This window comes from Anabaena sp. UHCC 0187 (genome assembly GCF_009712035.1).
Classification (GTDB): Bacteria; Cyanobacteriota; Cyanobacteriia; order Cyanobacteriales; family Nostocaceae; genus Dolichospermum.
Window position 1 is genome coordinate 127650 of sequence record NZ_VILB01000003.1, and the last position, 15740, is coordinate 143389.

28 protein-coding genes are annotated in these 15740 nt (G+C 43.9%); all 28 read right to left on the reverse strand.

From position 1 onward, the window contains the following. Window positions 1-46 precede the first annotated feature (46 nt). Window positions 47-463: a 30S ribosomal protein S9 gene (gene rpsI / locus FJR11_RS03075; RefSeq protein WP_168502261.1), complete on the reverse strand. Its 417-nt coding sequence runs from the start codon at window positions 461-463 to the stop codon at window positions 47-49. Further along, a complete protein-coding gene (rplM, locus tag FJR11_RS03080) occupies window positions 463-918 on the reverse strand; it encodes a 50S ribosomal protein L13 (RefSeq protein ID WP_168502262.1) in 456 nt (151 codons plus the stop codon). Before rplM ends, rpsI begins: the two co-directional genes overlap by 1 nt. A 43-nt stretch (window positions 919-961) precedes the next feature. Continuing rightward, on the reverse strand, window positions 962-1792 hold the full coding sequence (gene truA, locus FJR11_RS03085) for a tRNA pseudouridine(38-40) synthase TruA (RefSeq protein ID WP_168502263.1): 831 nt from the start codon (window positions 1790-1792) through the stop codon (window positions 962-964). Between the two features lie 102 nt (window positions 1793-1894). After that, window positions 1895-2245: a 50S ribosomal protein L17 gene (gene rplQ / locus FJR11_RS03090; RefSeq protein ID WP_039201057.1), complete on the reverse strand. Its 351-nt coding sequence runs from the start codon at window positions 2243-2245 to the stop codon at window positions 1895-1897. Window positions 2246-2284: 39 nt separating this feature from the next. After that, complete coding sequence (locus FJR11_RS03095; protein WP_168502264.1) at window positions 2285-3229, reverse strand: DNA-directed RNA polymerase subunit alpha; 945 nt, start codon at window positions 3227-3229, stop codon at window positions 2285-2287. A gap of 207 nt (window positions 3230-3436) precedes the next feature. After that, window positions 3437-3832: a 30S ribosomal protein S11 gene (gene rpsK, locus FJR11_RS03100; RefSeq protein WP_015079191.1), complete on the reverse strand. Its 396-nt coding sequence runs from the start codon at window positions 3830-3832 to the stop codon at window positions 3437-3439. 54 nt (window positions 3833-3886) lie between these two features. Next, window positions 3887-4267, reverse strand: a complete 381-nt coding sequence (gene rpsM / locus FJR11_RS03105; RefSeq protein WP_168502265.1) for a 30S ribosomal protein S13 — start codon at window positions 4265-4267, stop codon at window positions 3887-3889. A gap of 106 nt (window positions 4268-4373) precedes the next feature. Next, the gene (gene rpmJ / locus FJR11_RS03110) at window positions 4374-4487 is read right to left on the reverse strand and encodes a 50S ribosomal protein L36 (RefSeq protein ID WP_015079193.1); all 114 of its coding nucleotides are present in this window, start codon (window positions 4485-4487) and stop codon (window positions 4374-4376) included. Window positions 4488-4603: 116 nt separating this feature from the next. Next, window positions 4604-4828: a translation initiation factor IF-1 gene (gene infA, locus FJR11_RS03115; protein ID WP_006276978.1), complete on the reverse strand. Its 225-nt coding sequence runs from the start codon at window positions 4826-4828 to the stop codon at window positions 4604-4606. A gap of 204 nt (window positions 4829-5032) precedes the next feature. Then, on the reverse strand, window positions 5033-5587 hold the full coding sequence (locus FJR11_RS03120) for an adenylate kinase (protein ID WP_168502266.1): 555 nt from the start codon (window positions 5585-5587) through the stop codon (window positions 5033-5035). Then, a complete protein-coding gene (gene secY / locus FJR11_RS03125; RefSeq protein WP_168502267.1) occupies window positions 5587-6900 on the reverse strand; it encodes a preprotein translocase subunit SecY in 1314 nt (437 codons plus the stop codon). The genes FJR11_RS03120 and secY overlap by 1 nt, the downstream gene beginning before the upstream one ends. Before the next feature lie 173 nt (window positions 6901-7073). Beyond that, window positions 7074-7517 (reverse strand): 50S ribosomal protein L15, encoded by a 444-nt coding sequence (rplO, locus tag FJR11_RS03130; protein WP_168502268.1) that lies wholly within the window; start codon window positions 7515-7517, stop codon window positions 7074-7076. Between the two features lie 64 nt (window positions 7518-7581). Next, the gene (gene rpsE / locus FJR11_RS03135; protein ID WP_148762875.1) at window positions 7582-8106 is read right to left on the reverse strand and encodes a 30S ribosomal protein S5; all 525 of its coding nucleotides are present in this window, start codon (window positions 8104-8106) and stop codon (window positions 7582-7584) included. An 83-nt stretch (window positions 8107-8189) separates the two neighbouring features. Then, entirely contained in the window at window positions 8190-8552 is a 363-nt protein-coding gene (gene rplR / locus FJR11_RS03140; RefSeq protein ID WP_168502269.1) for a 50S ribosomal protein L18, read from the reverse strand. 2 nt (window positions 8553-8554) lie between these two features. Beyond that, window positions 8555-9103, reverse strand: a complete 549-nt coding sequence (rplF, locus tag FJR11_RS03145; RefSeq protein WP_168502270.1) for a 50S ribosomal protein L6 — start codon at window positions 9101-9103, stop codon at window positions 8555-8557. A gap of 87 nt (window positions 9104-9190) precedes the next feature. Further along, on the reverse strand, window positions 9191-9592 hold the full coding sequence (rpsH, locus tag FJR11_RS03150) for a 30S ribosomal protein S8 (RefSeq protein WP_168502271.1): 402 nt from the start codon (window positions 9590-9592) through the stop codon (window positions 9191-9193). 20 nt (window positions 9593-9612) lie between these two features. Further along, window positions 9613-10161 (reverse strand): 50S ribosomal protein L5, encoded by a 549-nt coding sequence (gene rplE, locus FJR11_RS03155; RefSeq protein WP_168502272.1) that lies wholly within the window; start codon window positions 10159-10161, stop codon window positions 9613-9615. A gap of 117 nt (window positions 10162-10278) precedes the next feature. Then, window positions 10279-10629: a 50S ribosomal protein L24 gene (gene rplX, locus FJR11_RS03160; RefSeq protein WP_168502273.1), complete on the reverse strand. Its 351-nt coding sequence runs from the start codon at window positions 10627-10629 to the stop codon at window positions 10279-10281. Continuing rightward, entirely contained in the window at window positions 10629-10997 is a 369-nt protein-coding gene (gene rplN / locus FJR11_RS03165; protein WP_015079203.1) for a 50S ribosomal protein L14, read from the reverse strand. Before rplN ends, rplX begins: the two co-directional genes overlap by 1 nt. 48 nt (window positions 10998-11045) lie before the next feature. Continuing rightward, complete coding sequence (gene rpsQ, locus FJR11_RS03170) at window positions 11046-11294, reverse strand: 30S ribosomal protein S17 (protein WP_015079204.1); 249 nt, start codon at window positions 11292-11294, stop codon at window positions 11046-11048. 6 nt (window positions 11295-11300) lie between these two features. Next, a complete protein-coding gene (gene rpmC, locus FJR11_RS03175; protein WP_168502274.1) occupies window positions 11301-11528 on the reverse strand; it encodes a 50S ribosomal protein L29 in 228 nt (75 codons plus the stop codon). A 3-nt stretch (window positions 11529-11531) separates the two neighbouring features. Continuing rightward, on the reverse strand, window positions 11532-11957 hold the full coding sequence (gene rplP, locus FJR11_RS03180) for a 50S ribosomal protein L16 (RefSeq protein ID WP_168502275.1): 426 nt from the start codon (window positions 11955-11957) through the stop codon (window positions 11532-11534). 74 nt (window positions 11958-12031) lie between these two features. Then, the gene (gene rpsC, locus FJR11_RS03185) at window positions 12032-12811 is read right to left on the reverse strand and encodes a 30S ribosomal protein S3 (RefSeq protein ID WP_168502276.1); all 780 of its coding nucleotides are present in this window, start codon (window positions 12809-12811) and stop codon (window positions 12032-12034) included. Window positions 12812-12868: 57 nt separating this feature from the next. Beyond that, window positions 12869-13228: a 50S ribosomal protein L22 gene (gene rplV / locus FJR11_RS03190; protein WP_168502376.1), complete on the reverse strand. Its 360-nt coding sequence runs from the start codon at window positions 13226-13228 to the stop codon at window positions 12869-12871. A 91-nt stretch (window positions 13229-13319) separates the two neighbouring features. Beyond that, a complete protein-coding gene (rpsS, locus tag FJR11_RS03195; protein WP_027402103.1) occupies window positions 13320-13598 on the reverse strand; it encodes a 30S ribosomal protein S19 in 279 nt (92 codons plus the stop codon). A 146-nt stretch (window positions 13599-13744) separates the two neighbouring features. Beyond that, a complete protein-coding gene (gene rplB, locus FJR11_RS03200) occupies window positions 13745-14608 on the reverse strand; it encodes a 50S ribosomal protein L2 (RefSeq protein WP_168502277.1) in 864 nt (287 codons plus the stop codon). 91 nt (window positions 14609-14699) lie between these two features. After that, complete coding sequence (locus tag FJR11_RS03205) at window positions 14700-15017, reverse strand: 50S ribosomal protein L23 (protein WP_148762865.1); 318 nt, start codon at window positions 15015-15017, stop codon at window positions 14700-14702. Continuing rightward, window positions 15010-15642: a 50S ribosomal protein L4 gene (gene rplD, locus FJR11_RS03210; RefSeq protein ID WP_168502278.1), complete on the reverse strand. Its 633-nt coding sequence runs from the start codon at window positions 15640-15642 to the stop codon at window positions 15010-15012. The genes FJR11_RS03205 and rplD overlap by 8 nt, the downstream gene beginning before the upstream one ends. Window positions 15643-15740: the final 98 nt, after the last annotated feature.

Consider the following 15740-nt stretch of genomic DNA (forward strand, 5'->3'; position numbering starts at 1 on the left):
TTTCTTTTTCCTCCTGACTCCTGACTCCTGACTCCTGATTCCTATCTTAACGTTTGGAGTATTGAGGAGCTTTGCGGGCTTTGTGCAAACCGTATTTCTTCCGTTCTTTAGCTCGTGGGTCACGAGTTAAATAGCCTTCGGTTTTCAAAGGTGAACGGTTATCTGGGTCGAGTTGACACAAAGCGCGAGCAACTCCTAGACGAATAGAATCAGCCTGTCCAGTTAAGCCACCACCTTCAGCTTTTACCAAGATGTCATATTCGCTTTCTAATCCCAAGGTTTCCAAAGGTGCTTTGATAGCTCCCAAGTAGTTAGGATTGAATTGGAAATACAAATCTCCATCTTTACCATTAACAGTCATTTTCCCTTCACCGGGAACTAGACGAACTCTAGCAACTGAGGCTTTACGGCGACCAGTACCCCAGTAAACGGCACGACCGCTGTTAATTTCTGCTACCTGCATTAGTTTTCTCCAGGAATTGTACTAATTGTGATTTCTTTGGGTTGTTGTGCTTCATGCGGGTGGGTTGGCCCTGCATACACTTTCAGTTTGGTAAATAACTGCTTACCCAAACTATTTTTAGGTAACATACCTTTAATAGCGTGTTCAAGAATTCTTTCTGGTAAGCGCTGTTGCAACTTAGCGAAAGTTTCTGTTTTCATTCCACCGGGACGGCCGGAATGACGACGATAAACTTTTTGAGTCCGCTTTTTACCTGTAACTGCCACTTTCTCAGCATTGATAATAATGACAAAATCCCCTGTATCTAAGTGGGGTGTAAATTCAGGTTTCTTTTTGCCTCTAAGAATCATGGCGACTTCTGTAGCCAGACGACCCAGACGTTTATCTGTAGCGTCTACTAAGTACCAATCGCGCTCAATAGATTGTTGAGGGGGAAGGTAAGTTTTACTAGTCATTTTGTTTGTCAGTTGTCAGTTGTCAGTTGTTAGTTGTCAGTTGTCAATTTTCATGACCCATGACTAGGTATGGTTGGGTGTCATACCAGATTTTTGGCGGAAAGGGAAAATCGGGATAACCGACTCTCAACAAGCATAACCCGTGAGCAGGTGCAGAATATTTCACTTCTTCCCGGCGTTCTTGTTGCCAGATTTCGGTGAAGTCATCTAGAGTCCGCTGACCAGAACCTACTTGTACTACCATTCCGATTAATAGCCGCACCATGCCATATAAAAATCCATTAGCCTGAATTTCAATATGGATGAATGATCCACTACGACGACATTCTACTGCTTGCACTTCTACCCAGGAATGCGATCGCGCTGAACCAGCCCGTTCAAAAGCAGATAAATGGTGTTTTCCCAGCAGCGGTTTCAGGGCAGATGTAATTAAGGCTTCATCTAAAGGAGCATAATAATAATGCCAACTGAAAGGTTGTACGAATAAATTCGGTAAATCTTCAGTATAGATAGTGTAGCGGTATCGTCGGTAAACTGCGCTAAAACGAGCGTGCCAACTTTCACTTACACCTGCTGATGCCCTGATTAATATCCCTGGGGGCAAATAGCCATTGAGAACTTTTGCCCACCTGTGAGCAGGAATTAAAGTTGTAGCTTGAAAATGGGCTACTTGAGCGGCAGCATGGACTCCAGAATCAGTTCTACCTGCTCCGTGGAGTGTCACATGATACCCTAGAACAGTGGCTATAGCTGTTTCTATCTCTTCTTGGACAGTGCGCTGTCCTTTTTGTCGTTGCCAGCCGTGAAAATGAGTACCTACATACTGAATGACTAAGGCTACTCGCTGAGTGGCTTGCTGGCGGCTTTCTAACATAATTTAGTCAGTGGTCAGTGGTCAGTTGTCAGTGGTCAGTTGTCAGTGGATATTCTCCTCTGTTCCCTGTTTCCTGTTCCCTGTTCCCTCTTGCCAATAACTTTAAACTAGTTCAATAATCGCCATTTCAGCATGATCACCGCGACGGGGGACGGTATGCAGAATGCGAGTATAACCACCTTGACGGTTAGCATACCGAGTAGGAGCTTGCTCGAATAGTGCATGAACCAGGGCTGTGTCGTAGATATAACCTAATGCTTTCCGACGTGAAGCTAAAGAGCCATCTTTAGCTAGGGTAATCATTTTATCTACTTCACTGCGGACAACTTTAGCTCTGATTAAAGTTGTCGTAATTCGACCATGACGTACCAACTCTGTTGTCAAAGCTCTGAGAAGAGCTTTACGTTGATCCGCTGGTTTACTAAGTTTTTTGACTCGGCAACGATGACGCATAACAATGCACTAATGAAGTTTCATTTATGAGGTTTTGATTTAGCTAGGCTTAGAGCTTCTTTCTTGAGGTAAAGTAATACCTAAGCGACGCTGTAAAGCTTCCACTACTTCTTCCGCTGACTTTTGACCAAAGTTTTTGATTTCCAAAAGGTCTTCTTGGGTATAATCCAATAAATCAGCTACGGAGTTTACTTGAGCGCGTTTTAGACAGTTATAAGCTCTGACAGATAACTGCAACTCTTCAATGGGAATTTGCGCGGTGGGATCATCTGGGATATCTGAACCTGTATCCGTTGGTTCTAAGGAGATATCTTTCAATGGGTTGAATAAATCTACCAAAATTCCAGCAGCAGATGATAGCGCCTCTTGAGGAGAAATACTACCATTAGTCCATACTTCCAACAGTAGTCGGTCTTTCAAAGAACCATCGCCACGGGCTTCTTCAACACTATAGTTGACTTTCCGCACGGGCATAAACACTGAGTCAATTTGGAGAAAATCCAAAGATGTGGCTTCTTCTCTGCCTCGTTCTACAGTTCGGTAGCCCTTGCCTCGCTCAATCCGAAATTCCATTTCCAGTTTTCCACCTTCAGCAATGGTGGCGATATACTGGGTCGGGTCAATCACTTCTACTTCACTAGGTAAATCGAAATGTGCCACAGTAACTGTTGCCGGTCCATTCACGAGTAACCGACCAATTTGGGGTTGAGAAGAATAGTTCTTGAGAATTACATCCTTCATTCGCATGAGGATTTCCAGCACGTCTTCTCTTACCCCTGGAACTGTCGCAAACTCATGACTAACACCAGCAATTCTCACTGCTGTCACTGATGTCCCTTCTAAATTAGAAAGTAAAACCCGCCGCAACGCGTTGCCAACAGTTGTCCCTTGACCACGCTCTAGGGGTTCTAGAACGAATTTACTGTAATAGCTCCGACTTTCTTCAGCATTAGACTCTACACATTCAATTTGAAACTGCGCCACGGAGTAGCCTCCCTTGTTAAGGTGCTGCTAGAAGACAAATTTAATTGCCTCTCGAATTTTCTTGAAAGCGAACTTATTTACCCCACGCGTTTAAATTCAACAAGTATTCGCTTGGGGAAAATAGTTCAAAATTAAAAGCCACAGAGGGCATTATTGACGATTTCCCAAGGGTTCTAGCTTTTGGCTGGATGACCCAATAGGTTCTGTTTAAACTCGACGGCGCTTGGGTGGACGGCAACCGTTATGAGGAATTGGGGTAATATCACGAATGAGTGTAATTTCCAATCCTGCACCTTGAAGGGCCCGAATAGCGGTTTCTCTACCTGCACCGGGACCACTTACCATAACTTCAATTTGCCGCATTCCTTGGTCTGTGGCTCGTCTAGCTGCACTTTCAGCAGCGGTTTGTGCAGCAAAGGGAGTTCCCTTTTTTGCCCCTTTAAATCCACTAGAACCAGCACTTGCCCAGGAGATAACATCTCCATTTTGATCGGTAATCGTGACAATGCTATTGTTGAAGGTAGACTGAATGTAGGCAACCCCATTGGGTACGTTCCGTTTCTGCTTTTTGCTCCCGGATTTTTTCGTTGGTTGTCTGGCCATATTTCTTTAGTGAATTTAAGGTACAACTTGCGGCAATTAGCAAGTTTAGAAAAATTATTTGCCAGGGGCTTTCTTCTTACCAGCCACTGTCTGTCTTCTACCGCGTCTGGTTCTAGCGTTGGTACGGGTTCTTTGTCCACGCACTGGTAAGCCCATGCGGTGTCTCCGACCTCTGTAACAGCCAATGTCAACTAAACGTTTAATATTTAGTCCTTCTAGACGGCGTAAATCTCCTTCAACCTGATAGTTGCTTTCGATTTCTCCTCTCAGGGCAGCTACATCAGCATCAGACAGGTCTTTTACGCGGGTATCTGGGTTTACGCCAGTAGCTGCGAGAATTTGATGTGATCTAGTTAAGCCAATTCCGTAAATGTATGTTAGACCAATTTCAATCCGCTTATCGCGGGGAAGGTCTACTCCGGAAATCCGTGCCACAATGAATCTCTCCCTATTGTTTTCGTAGTTGCAGTTCGCAAAGCGCGATAGTGTGGCTTTAGCCGGTTAATTGTCGCGGTTTAAACTTTGCTTTGATAGATAATTTCTATCCCTGGCGTTGTTTGTGTTTGGGATTTTCACAAATCACCATAACGCGACCACGACGCTTGATCACGCTGCACTTTTCACAAATTTTCTTAACTGAGGCTCTGACTTTCATGCCTTTTAAAATTGACTCCAAATAGTAAATTATAGCATTTCTAGAAGAAATATTTCAGTTATGTAACTAGAAAAAGACCAATTGATTTATGTATGGTAAGATTCTCTAGATAGATTTTATTTCTTCCGCAGGCGATAGGTGATTCTACCTTTGGTTAAGTCGTAGGGTGTTAATTCAACTTTGACGCGATCGCCAGGTAAAATCTTGATGTAATTACGGCGAATTTTCCCAGAAATGTGTGCCAGGACATTAAAGCCGTTATCTAAGTCAACACGAAACATTGCATTAGGCAACGATTCGGTGACAGTCCCTTCCATTTCGATTAGATCTTGCTTAGACAAGTTTTTTCCTCAACTCAACAATCTCCTATTGTCCTTGTACCATGGGCATCAAGAACACAATTAGAGAAAATATCAACAGTTTATTAATATATCTTAGCTAAAATTGACTTGCGCCTGGCTTGGAAGATAGGGGTGAGGTAATAAAGGCAAGGGAAAATTTGGTTTTTTCTCTCTGCCGACATAGACCGCTACCCCTGAGTTTCTTTAAGCAGCTATGATATTTTTCAAATCAGTAAAAACTTCTTCTTGGGACTGATTACCGTTGACTGTTAGGAGTTTTTGGCGATCGCTGTAATAGTTAATTAAAGGTGCAGTTTCATCGCGGTAAACTTCTAAGCGCCGACGAATTACTTCTTCAGTATCATCTTTTCGTCCGCGTCCTAGTAACCGAGTAATGACAGTTTCATCTGGTGCATCCAGATTAACTACCTTTTCACCACCCTGTCCTAGACTTTTAAGTAATTCTGCTAGAAACTCTGCTTGTGTAACTTTACGAGGAAAGCCGTCTAAAATCCAACCTGTTTTAGTATCTGGTTGTTGCAGGCGTTCCTTAACCATATCTTCTACTAATTTGTCGGGGACTAATTCGCCTTTATCCATGAAACTTTGGGCTTGCATTCCCAAATTTGTTTTCTCTTGAATAGCTTGACGTAAAATGTCACCTGTAGAAATATGGGGAATCTGCAAAAATGCAGCCAAGGTTTGAGCTTGAGTTCCTTTACCAGCACCCGGTGGTCCCAAGAAGATTAATCGCGTCACTATTGTTTCACCATTCCTTCATAACGCTGAGAGATAACGTAAGTTTGGATTTGTTTAGCCGTATCAATTGCCACACCGACTAAAATTAACAAAGATGTTGCACCCAGCCCCTTAAAGGTTGGTACTTTCAAAGCACTTTCTACGGCTGTGGGAATAATTGCCACTAAACCTAGAAAGATAGCTCCTAAAAAAGTGAGTCGGTTTGTCACCCGTTCAATATACTCACTAGTAGCTTTTCCGGGACGAATACCGGGAATACTAGAACCCATTTTTTTCAAATTCTGAGCCACATCTACTGGGTTGAGAATCAACGAAGAATAGAAGTAGCTGAAAAAAACAATGGAAGTTAAGTAAACGAGGGCATATACCCAAGGTGCAGAACCACCAGGACTTAAATAGGTATTAACGATGTTTGCTAATTCGGGATTTTTAGTGAAATTGGCGACTAAAAGTGGCAAACTCAGGATTGCGGCTGCGAAAATAATCGGCATTACCCCACCAGAGTTGAGACGTAGGGGTAAATAACTACGCTGTTCTGCTAAAACTCTTCTGCCTACTTGACGACGGGCAGAAATAATGGGGATGCGGCGCATTCCTTCCTGTACGAACACAATACCCACGATTGTGAACATAAAAACCACTACAAGCACGATGACGCGCCCGACTATTTCCCGTCCACCAACTTGTACCAAGTCAATGGTATCGCCGAGAGACTTGGGTAAAGATGCCACAATGTTGACAAAAATCAACAAAGATGCACCATTACCGATACCGCGTTCTGTAATCAGTTCCGATGCCCACATTACGAACATTGAACCAGCAGTGAGAGCTATTGCCGTTTCTGCCACGAATATCGGACCTGGTGTTTTGGCAAATTGTTGGAGAAATAATGCCGAAAAAGCCACACTTTGAATAATTGCCCAAACTACAGTCACATAGCGGGTAATTTGTGATATTTTCCGCCTACCTGCTTCGCCTTCATTTTTCTGTAAATTTTCTAAAGATGGCAGAGCAGAAGTGAGTAATTGGATAATAATGGACGCATTAATAAAGGGCAAAATCCCCAAGGCAAAGACACCCAAAGTAGAGAGTCCCCGCCCAGAGAATATATCCAATAAACCAAAGATGGAATTGTTGCCCGATATAGCTTCAGCAAACTTAGGTCTATCAATTCCTGGGACAGGTAAAAAGATACCCAGGCGAACCAAAATTAAAATACCGACAGTGACAAGCAGCCTACCTCTCAGTCCGGCTGCTTGCGCCATCTGCATAAAAGTTTCTTGAGCCGTTGGGGCTTTGTCTCGACTGATCATAGAGTTTTCCCTTTGAAGTCCTAACTATGATTTACGTGATTCATGTGATGAAGATGATTAAGTCGTCTGAATTGTGATTTTTGTGATTTATTTGATGAAGATGATTATCAAAATCACATTCATCATCCTAATCATATAAATCATCTTAATCATAAAAATCATAGTTCAGACTTTTATACAGCTTCACAACTTCCACCAGCAGCTTCAATTTTGATCCGAGCTTGGCCTGTGAAAGCAGCAGCTTTTACCTGAAGAGGAACATTCAATTCCCCATTACCCAAAATTTTCAATTCACCTTTAACAGTGGTTAAGATACCCGCCGCTTTTAAAGATTCCAATGTTACTTCTGAGTTAGCAGGTAAATCATTTAATTTCTCTACATTAATCGTAGTGTAGATTCTCCGGTTCATCAGGGGGAAACCCTTCAGTTTAGGTATCCGGCGGTACAATGGCTGTTGACCACCTTCAAAACCTGGTCTTGTCCCACTACCAGAACGGGATTTTTGACCACGCATCCCTAAACCAGCACTAGCACCTTGTCCAGCAGAAATACCTCTACCTACACGCTTACGGCGTTTTTTAGAGCCTTTTTGGGGCTTAACATCATTAAGTCTCATTTTGGTTTGTGATTTTAGATTTTAGATTTTGGATTTTAGATTGAGAATCTGATACAAAGGGTGACTAAATATAGAGTTTCTCAATGGCGATACCGCGATCTTCAGCAACTTCACTTAATGTCCGCAGGGTAGATAGAGCGTTTACTGCGGCTCTAGCATTATTCAAAGGGTTATTTGAACCTAGTTGTTTAGCCAGAATATTGCGTATTCCTGCTAACTCTAATACAGTCCGTACCGCACCCCCGGCAATTACCCCTGTACCTGGTGCGGCTGGGCGCATCATGACTTTAGCCCCGCCACCAACACCGTCAATGGGGTGAGGAATGGAATTGGATTTAGTGATAGGAATGTCAATGAGATGTTTTTTACCATCAGCGACACCTTTTTTTACTGCACCAATTACATCTGATGCCTTACCAACTCCGACTCCAACTTGTCCACGTTCATTACCGACGACGACAATGGCACGGAAGCTGAGTTTTTTACCACCTTTGACGACTTTACTCACCCGGCGGATTTGGATAACTCGCTCTTGCCAGGTGGTTTCTTCTTTTTTTGTACGGCTTGCTTTACGACGACCGGTTACCATAATCAATGCTCTCTTTTAGTTGTCAGTTGTCAGTTGTCAGTTGTCAGTTGTCAGTTGCTACTGACTATTGACTACTGACGGACTTAGAATTCTAAACCAGCCTCGCGTGCCGCCTCGGCCAGGGCTTTAACGCGACCATGATAAAGGTTGCCACCACGGTCAAAAACGACCTTAGTGATCCCTTTTTCTAGGGCGCGGACAGCTACCAATTTACCAACTTGCACTGATGCGTCACAGTTAGCGCCAGAAGCTATGTTAGATTTCAATTCTGGTTCTACAGTGGATGCGGCTACTATAGTTTCCTGCTTGGCATCATCAATTACTTGAGCATAAATATGCTCATTAGATCGGAATATAGCCAAGCGTGGACGTTCTGGGGAACCGTTGACTTTGCCACGAACGCGCCGATGACGACGTTGTTTTGATTCTTTGCGTGTAAGTTTCATATTTACTTCTTACCACCCTTACCAGTCTTACCAGCTTTGCGTCTGACCACTTCACCTGCATAGCGAATACCTTTACCTTTGTAAGGTTCAGGTGGACGGACGGCACGAATTTTAGCTGCTGTGTTGCCGACAATTTCTTTGTCATAACCGCTGACTATGACATTAGTAGTCCCTTCTACTGCAAACTGAATTCCTGCTGGGGGTTCAATTTGAACTTGATGGCTATAACCCATATTTAAAACTAGGTTACTGCCTTGAAGTTGGGCGCGATAACCAACCCCTTGGATTTCCAAGCGACGTTGAAAACCCTGAGATACTCCCTCCACCATGTTAGCCACCAAGGTGCGGCTCAAACCGTGCATTTGTCTGGAGGTGCGGGTTTCATCACGACGAGTAACTAGCAATGTTTCTCCGTCTAAGGAGAGTATGACATTGTTAGGTAGTTGACGGGAAAGTTCGCCTTTAGGACCTTTCACCACTACTTTGACACCATCAATCGCCACTTGCACTTTGGCGGGAATGGTAATTGGACGTTTACCAATACGAGACATGATTTTTTGTTCTTTGTCAGTTGTTTTTTGTCAGTTGTCAGTTGTTCGTTGTTTTGCCACTGACCAATGACCAATGACCAATGACGACTACCAAACGTGGCAAAGCACTTCACCGCCTAGATTTTGGCGACGTGCTTCGCGGTCAGTCATAATCCCACTGGATGTAGAAATAATGGCAATACCGATACCGCCTAGCACTCTTGGTAATTCTTTTTTGTTGGAGTAAACACGTAAACCTGGTTTACTCACTCGCTTTAGGGCAGTGATTAAGGGTTGGCGATTTTTACCTTTGTATTTCAGGGAAATTACTAGGTTACGCTTGATTCCTTCTCCTGCTTCTTCAACTTCCGCAATAAAGCCTTCTTCCCGCAGCACCTTAGCAATACTAAGAGTCATTTTTGTAGCTGGTACTTGCGTAGTTTGATGCCTCGCCATATTGGCATTGCGGATGCGCGTCAGCATATCTGCAATTGTGTCGTTAGCCGCCATCGTTCCCTCTTTAGATGAACTTATTGATCGCGAAAGGGCATTCCCATTTCCTTAAGTAAGGCGCGGCCCTCTTCGTCGGTTTTTGCCGTGGTAATGATAGAAATATCTAAACCCCGGACTTGATCGATTCTGTCGTATTCGACTTCTGGAAAAATTAGCTGTTCGCGCACACCCAGAGTGTAGTTGCCACGGCCATCAAAGCTTTTGGGGCTGATACCACGAAAGTCTCTGATTCTGGGCAGTGTGAGGTTAATCAGACGATCTAAGAAAGCGTACATCCGTTCGCCTCTTAGTGTCACCATAATCCCTACGGGCATACCTTGACGAATTTTAAAGCCGGCGATCGCTTTCTTTGCCCGTGTTACCACAGGTTTTTGTCCAGTAATCAGGGCAATTTCGCTTAAAGATGCCTCTAGTGATTTAGCGTTTTGAGCAGATTCTCCCAAACCTCTGTTTATAGTTATCTTAATCACCTTCGGCACTTGATGCACGTTGGTGTATTCAAACTGAGTAATCAATTTGGGAGTAATTGTCTCTTGATATACGGTTTTGAGTCGTGTTTTCGCCATAGTGTTTGTCCTTATATCCCCTGGGCTTGGTCAGGGATCGCTTCGCTCTAATTAAAAATGACAAATTAAAAATTAAAAATCAACAATTTCAATTTTTTAATTCTTAATTTTTACTTTTTAATTGTTAAGAATTTCACCTGTTTTTTTGAGCATTCTCACTTTCTTGCCTTCGGCTGTGAAAGTGTAGCAAACACGACTAGCGACGTTTTGCTTGGTGGAATAGAGCATCACATTGGAGCTATGAATGGGGTACTCCTGGGTGACTATTTGCCCTGATTCACCTTCTTGTTGAGGTTTCACGTGCTTGGTTTTAAAGTTAACACCTTTGACAAGCACTTTACTCAGTTGTGGTAGTGCTTTAATCACTTCTCCAACTTTACCTTTATCTTTGCCAGCGATGACTTGCACAGTATCACCGGTTTTGACGTGCATTTTATGAAAAACTTTGGGTTGTGGGCGCTTTGCCATTACAGCACCTCCGGAGCCAGAGAAACAATTTTAGTAAAGTTTTTGTCGCGCAGTTCACGAGCTACGGGACCAAATACCCGTGTACCTCTAGGATTACCTTCTTTATTGATAATCACTGCGGCGTTATCGTCAAAACGGATAGCCATGCCACTGTCACGACTAATAGCTTTACGAGTACGGACAATTACTGCTTCTACAACATCTGACTTTTTTACAGCCATGTTGGGTGAAGACTCTTTGACAACAGCGATAATTCTATCGCCTACGCCACCATAACGGCGGTTACCTGCACCTAATACGCGGATGCACATTAGTTTTTTAGCACCGCTATTATCTGCGACATTCAGATAAGATTGGGGTTGAATCACAACTGGTCTCTCTTTTAGGGTCGTTGTAGCTGATGGTACAACTGTTTACTAAGTAGCTTTAATGTTCAGGATTTCTTTGACTTGCCAACGCTTGGTTTTGCTCAGGGGTCTAGTTTCCTGAATCCGCACCCGGTCGCCTATTTTGCAAGTATTCTCTTCGTCGTGAACTTTATAGCGGCGGGTTTGAACTACGATTTTGCCGTACTTGGGGTGAGGAGCGCGGTTTTCTATGGCTACTACCACAGTTTTTTGCATTTTATCGCTCACTACCAAGCCAACTCGTTCTTTGACTGCCATAATCTCCTACTTTTGTTCTTGGTCTGAAAGACTCGCTGCCCGTTTCCGTTCTCCTTCTACTGTTAGTAATTGGGAGAGGCGATGGCGTGCGTGTTTGAACTGGTGAGGCTTTTCTAATTGTCTAGTGGCTTTTTGTAAGCGCAACTGGAATAGTTGTCTTTTCACAGCGACAATTTCCTCAGACAGCCGTTCGTCATTTAATTCTCTAGCTTCTGAAATCTTGGGAAGAGGCATAAACTACTCCTGCTCCTGTGGTTGAGAGCGGGCAATAAATTTGGTCTTAATTGGCAACTTAGCGTCAGCCAACCGCATAGCTTCGCGGGCAATTTCTTCAGTAACGCCGCCAATTTCAAACATGATCCGGCCTGGTTTGACTACGGCTACCCAAAACTCTGGGTTACCCTTACCAGAACCCATCCGGGTTTCAGCAGGACGCATGGTGATTGGTTTGTCAGGGAAAATCCGAATCCAGATTTTGCCACCCCGGCGAATATAACGAGTCATTGCCCGACGGGAAGCCTCGATTTGCCGTGAGGTAATCCAAGATGGTTCTTGGGCTTGGAGTCCAAAATCCCCAAAGTTGAGGGTACTTCCACGGGTGGCAAGACCTTCCATGCGTCCGCGTTGTTGTTTGCGGAATTTAGTTCTTCTAGGACTTAACATGATTTGTCAGTTGTCGGTTGTCAGTTGTCAGTTGTCAGTTGTCAGTTTTTTTGCCACTGACTATTGAGCATTGACTAGGATTCATTGGAGCGGTCTTCAAACTGTTGACGGCGACGTTGTTGTTGTCGGCGACGGGGTTCTCGTTCACGGTCACGATCACCACGGTCACGGTCTCTAGCTGGTTGAGCGGGAGCTTGTTCCTGTCCAGGAATAATTTCTCCTTTAAATACCCAAACTTTAATACCGAGAATCCCGTAAATTGTCTTAGCTGTGCAGCCAGAATAGTCAATATCAGCACGCAAGGTATGGAGAGGAACTCGACCTTCACGAGTCCACTCAGAGCGGGCAATTTCTGCACCGTTGAGCCGACCACCGACTTGAACTTTGATTCCTTGGACACCTGCTCTTTGAGCGCGTTGAATTGCTTGACGAACAACTCGGCGGAAGGAAACCCGACGTTCTAATTGTTGAGCAATGTATTCAGCAATCAGGTAGGCATCAGCATCAACTCGTTGGACTTCAACAACGTTAATGCGAATTTGGCGATTACCACCCAAGGCTCCTTGTAGTCCCAACCGTAATGATTCAATACCTTGACCACCACGACCAACAACCACACCAGGTCTAGCTGTCCGGACTTCCAGGTCGATCTGATCAGCTTTGCGCTCGATTCTCACTTCGGAAATACCGGCGTTATTTTGAGCGTATCTACCTAGTTTTTGTTCAATGTATTGACGCAGTTTGTAGTCTTCTTGGAGAAGTTCTGGATAACGGTCAGGTTCTGCAAACCAACGGGATTGGTGTTCTTGAGTTATACCCAGTCGAAAGCCGACTGGATGAATTTTCTGTCCCACAAAAGCTTCCTCTAAAATTTCTTACTGTACGCAATTTTCTTGTGCCTGTATGGCTGTTTACTCAGCAGCAGTGCCAGCGGAAACAGCAACAGTGATATGACACGTTGGTTTGCGAATTTGGTAAGCTCGACCTTGCGCTCTGGGTTGAAACCGTTTTAGCACTGGTCCTTGGTCGGCATAGGCTTGACTAATCACCAAACTGGATCTGTCCAAGCCAGCATTATGCTCTGCATTAGCTGCGGCACTTCTGAGAACCTTTAAGATGGGGTCACAAGCACCATAGGGCATAAATTCGAGAATAATTAGTGCTTCTCTGTATGAACGCCCGCGAATTTGATCAAGTACACGGCGCACTTTATAGGGAGAAATGCGTATATAACGGGCGATTGCCTTAACTTCAGTAGTGTCAGTTGCCATTTTCATAACTTACTCTATGTTTGTCAGTTGTCTGTTGTCAGCGGTTGTCAGTTGCAAGAGGACTAAATGACCACTGACTACTGACTAAAGACTATCTCCCTGATTTTTTGTCACTTTTACCATGACCTCTGTAGGTACGGGTAGGAGCAAATTCTCCTAACTTATGACCGACCATTTGTTCATTGACAAATACGGGAACGTGCTGCCGTCCATTGTGAACAGCGATAGTATGACCTACCATCAAGGGCAAAATTGTCGAAGCTCTCGACCAAGTTTTGACTACTTGTTTTTCATCTTTTGCGTTTAACTTCTCAATTTTCTTGAGCAGATGGTCAGCAACAAAAGGACCTTTTTTTAAAGAACGACCCATAGTTCAATTTTTGATTTTGGATTTTGGATTTTGAATTTCTTAATTTTGGATTTTGGATAACTAAGCTGTCTTCATATTAGGCTTCAAAAACTTTGAACGCTTAAAAATAGACTCAATCTAAAATCCAAAATTTAAAATCTAAAATTCTAGGACTGACGACCACCACGACCACGTTTAGATGATTTGCGGCGACGACGGATAATCAATTTAGTGCTGGCTTTCTTGCGATTCCGTGTCTTAGCTCCTAAAGTAGGTTTACCCCAAGGTGTTACAGGGCCGGCTCTACCGATAGGCGCTCTACCTTCACCACCACCATGTGGGTGATCCACTGGGTTCATGGCACTACCTCTAACCTTGGGACGACGGCCTTTCCAGCGATTTCGTCCAGCTTTACCAGCACTGAGGTTTCTTGCGTCTGTATTACCTACTTGTCCAATGGTGGCGTAGCAATCACGCCGAATCAACCGGACTTCACCTGAAGGTAACTTTAAGGTTACATAGTTGCCTTCTTTAGCGACCACTTGAGCTACTGCACCAGCAGCCCGCACGATTTGACCACCTTTACCTGGTGTCATTTCGACGTTGTGAACACTAGTACCCAAGGGCATATTCGATAGAGGTAAGGCATTACCATCTTCGATAGGAGATTCAGGCCCAGCAATTATCTTTGTGCCTACAGTCATGCCATTTGTTTGCAAGATGTAGCGTTTTTCGCCATCTTCATACAACACTAAAGCGATCCGCGCATTTCGGTTAGGATCGTATTCAATGGCTGTAACTGTAGCGGGCATATTCCGCTTATCTCGCTTAAAGTCGATAATGCGGTATAGTTGTTTGTGTCCGCCACCTCGACGACGGCTGGTTATCCGCCCTTGATTGTTCCGACCTTTAGGACGATGAACTGATTCAGTTAATGATTTTTCTGGCTCAGTTTTCGTAATTTCGGCAAAGTCGGAGATGATAACTTGGCGAGTACTGGAGGTATAAGGGCGATAAGAACGAGTACCCATAGTTCAATTTTGGATTTTGGATTAATCAATTTTGGATTTTGGATTTTGGATTTTAGATTGTTTATAATCTCAAATCTCAAATCTCAAATTCTTAAACTTCTGGGAAGAGAACTTTTCTGATTTTTTCTTCATCCCCAGGGGCTACTGTGACAATGGCTCGCTTGTATTGGGGCTTGTAACCAATAAATCTACCTACACGTTTTTGTTTGCGTGGAGGGTTAGCGGTATTGACTTTGACGACCTTAACTGCAAATAGGTCTTCAATTGCGGCTCTAATTTGTGGCTTAGTGGCTTTAGGAATTACTTCAAATACGTATTTGTTTTGTTCCATGAGCATGGTCGCTTTTTCGGTGAGAATGGGGCGACGCACTAAATCAGGTAGATCACGGGTGGCAACTACTTTAGGCACTGTAGACCTCCTGGATCTTATCTAGGGTTGATGATGTGACGATAATTTTGTCAGCGTGGAGCAAGTCGTAAACGTTTAACTGGTCAGCAGGAATCAGTTTTAAGTTTTCGATGTTACGGGCTGATAAAAGCACGTTTTCTGCTATTTCAGACAAAATCAACAGTGTCTTTTGTTCTGATGTCGCACCCCATCTAGCTAATGCTGCTACGAGATCCTTGGTTTTAGGACGCTGTAACTCATTGCTGAATTCTTCAACAACTATTAAATCTTCAGCACGGCCAATAAATGCTGTCCGCAATGCCAAACGGCGTTCTTTGCGGTTCATTTTCAGGTCGAAATCTCTGGGTTTTGGTCCAAAGATCACACCACCACCACGCCACAATGGCGAACGGATAGAACCTGCACGGGCGCGACCTGTGCCTTTTTGCCGCCAAGGTTTACGACCACCACCACGAACTTCTGCACGGGTTTTGGTGCTGGCAGTTCCCTGGCGAGAATTGGTCATTTGTCTGACTAGGGCGCGGTGTACGATATGCACCGCTGTTGTTTCTTTGGCAACCCGTAGGTCGAAGTTTGTCTCTCCGACTTGCTCTCCTTGCCAATTTTTAATTACACTCTCTACCATCTTTGTGTCCTTTGTCAGTTGTCTCTTGTCAGTTGTCGGTTGTCAGGTGTTAGTTATTTTTTTGCCACTAACCAATGACTACTGACCAATGACTAAAT

Coding starts and splice junctions, on each gene's coding strand:
- rpsI (WP_168502261.1), bottom strand. CDS start 463: ATGCAGGTAGCAGAAATTAACAGCGGTCGTGCCGTTTACTGGGGTACT.
- rplM (WP_168502262.1), bottom strand. CDS start 918: ATGACTAGTAAAACTTACCTTCCCCCTCAACAATCTATTGAGCGCGAT.
- truA (WP_168502263.1), bottom strand. CDS start 1,792: ATGTTAGAAAGCCGCCAGCAAGCCACTCAGCGAGTAGCCTTAGTCATT.
- rplQ (WP_039201057.1), bottom strand. CDS start 2,245: ATGCGTCATCGTTGCCGAGTCAAAAAACTTAGTAAACCAGCGGATCAA.
- rpsK (WP_015079191.1), bottom strand. CDS start 3,832: ATGGCCAGACAACCAACGAAAAAATCCGGGAGCAAAAAGCAGAAACGG.
- rpmJ (WP_015079193.1), bottom strand. CDS start 4,487: ATGAAAGTCAGAGCCTCAGTTAAGAAAATTTGTGAAAAGTGCAGCGTG.
- secY (WP_168502267.1), bottom strand. CDS start 6,900: ATGATCAGTCGAGACAAAGCCCCAACGGCTCAAGAAACTTTTATGCAG.
- rplO (WP_168502268.1), bottom strand. CDS start 7,517: ATGAGACTTAATGATGTTAAGCCCCAAAAAGGCTCTAAAAAACGCCGT.
- rpsE (WP_148762875.1), bottom strand. CDS start 8,106: ATGGTAACCGGTCGTCGTAAAGCAAGCCGTACAAAAAAAGAAGAAACC.
- rplR (WP_168502269.1), bottom strand. CDS start 8,552: ATGAAACTTACACGCAAAGAATCAAAACAACGTCGTCATCGGCGCGTT.
- rplF (WP_168502270.1), bottom strand. CDS start 9,103: ATGTCTCGTATTGGTAAACGTCCAATTACCATTCCCGCCAAAGTGCAA.
- rpsH (WP_168502271.1), bottom strand. CDS start 9,592: ATGGCGGCTAACGACACAATTGCAGATATGCTGACGCGCATCCGCAAT.
- rplE (WP_168502272.1), bottom strand. CDS start 10,161: ATGGCGAAAACACGACTCAAAACCGTATATCAAGAGACAATTACTCCC.
- rplX (WP_168502273.1), bottom strand. CDS start 10,629: ATGGCAAAGCGCCCACAACCCAAAGTTTTTCATAAAATGCACGTCAAA.
- rpsQ (WP_015079204.1), bottom strand. CDS start 11,294: ATGGCAGTCAAAGAACGAGTTGGCTTGGTAGTGAGCGATAAAATGCAA.
- rpmC (WP_168502274.1), bottom strand. CDS start 11,528: ATGCCTCTTCCCAAGATTTCAGAAGCTAGAGAATTAAATGACGAACGG.
- rplP (WP_168502275.1), bottom strand. CDS start 11,957: ATGTTAAGTCCTAGAAGAACTAAATTCCGCAAACAACAACGCGGACGC.
- rplV (WP_168502376.1), bottom strand. CDS start 13,228: ATGGCAACTGACACTACTGAAGTTAAGGCAATCGCCCGTTATATACGC.
- rpsS (WP_027402103.1), bottom strand. CDS start 13,598: ATGGGTCGTTCTTTAAAAAAAGGTCCTTTTGTTGCTGACCATCTGCTC.
- rplB (WP_168502277.1), bottom strand. CDS start 14,608: ATGGGTACTCGTTCTTATCGCCCTTATACCTCCAGTACTCGCCAAGTT.
- rplD (WP_168502278.1), bottom strand. CDS start 15,642: ATGGTAGAGAGTGTAATTAAAAATTGGCAAGGAGAGCAAGTCGGAGAG.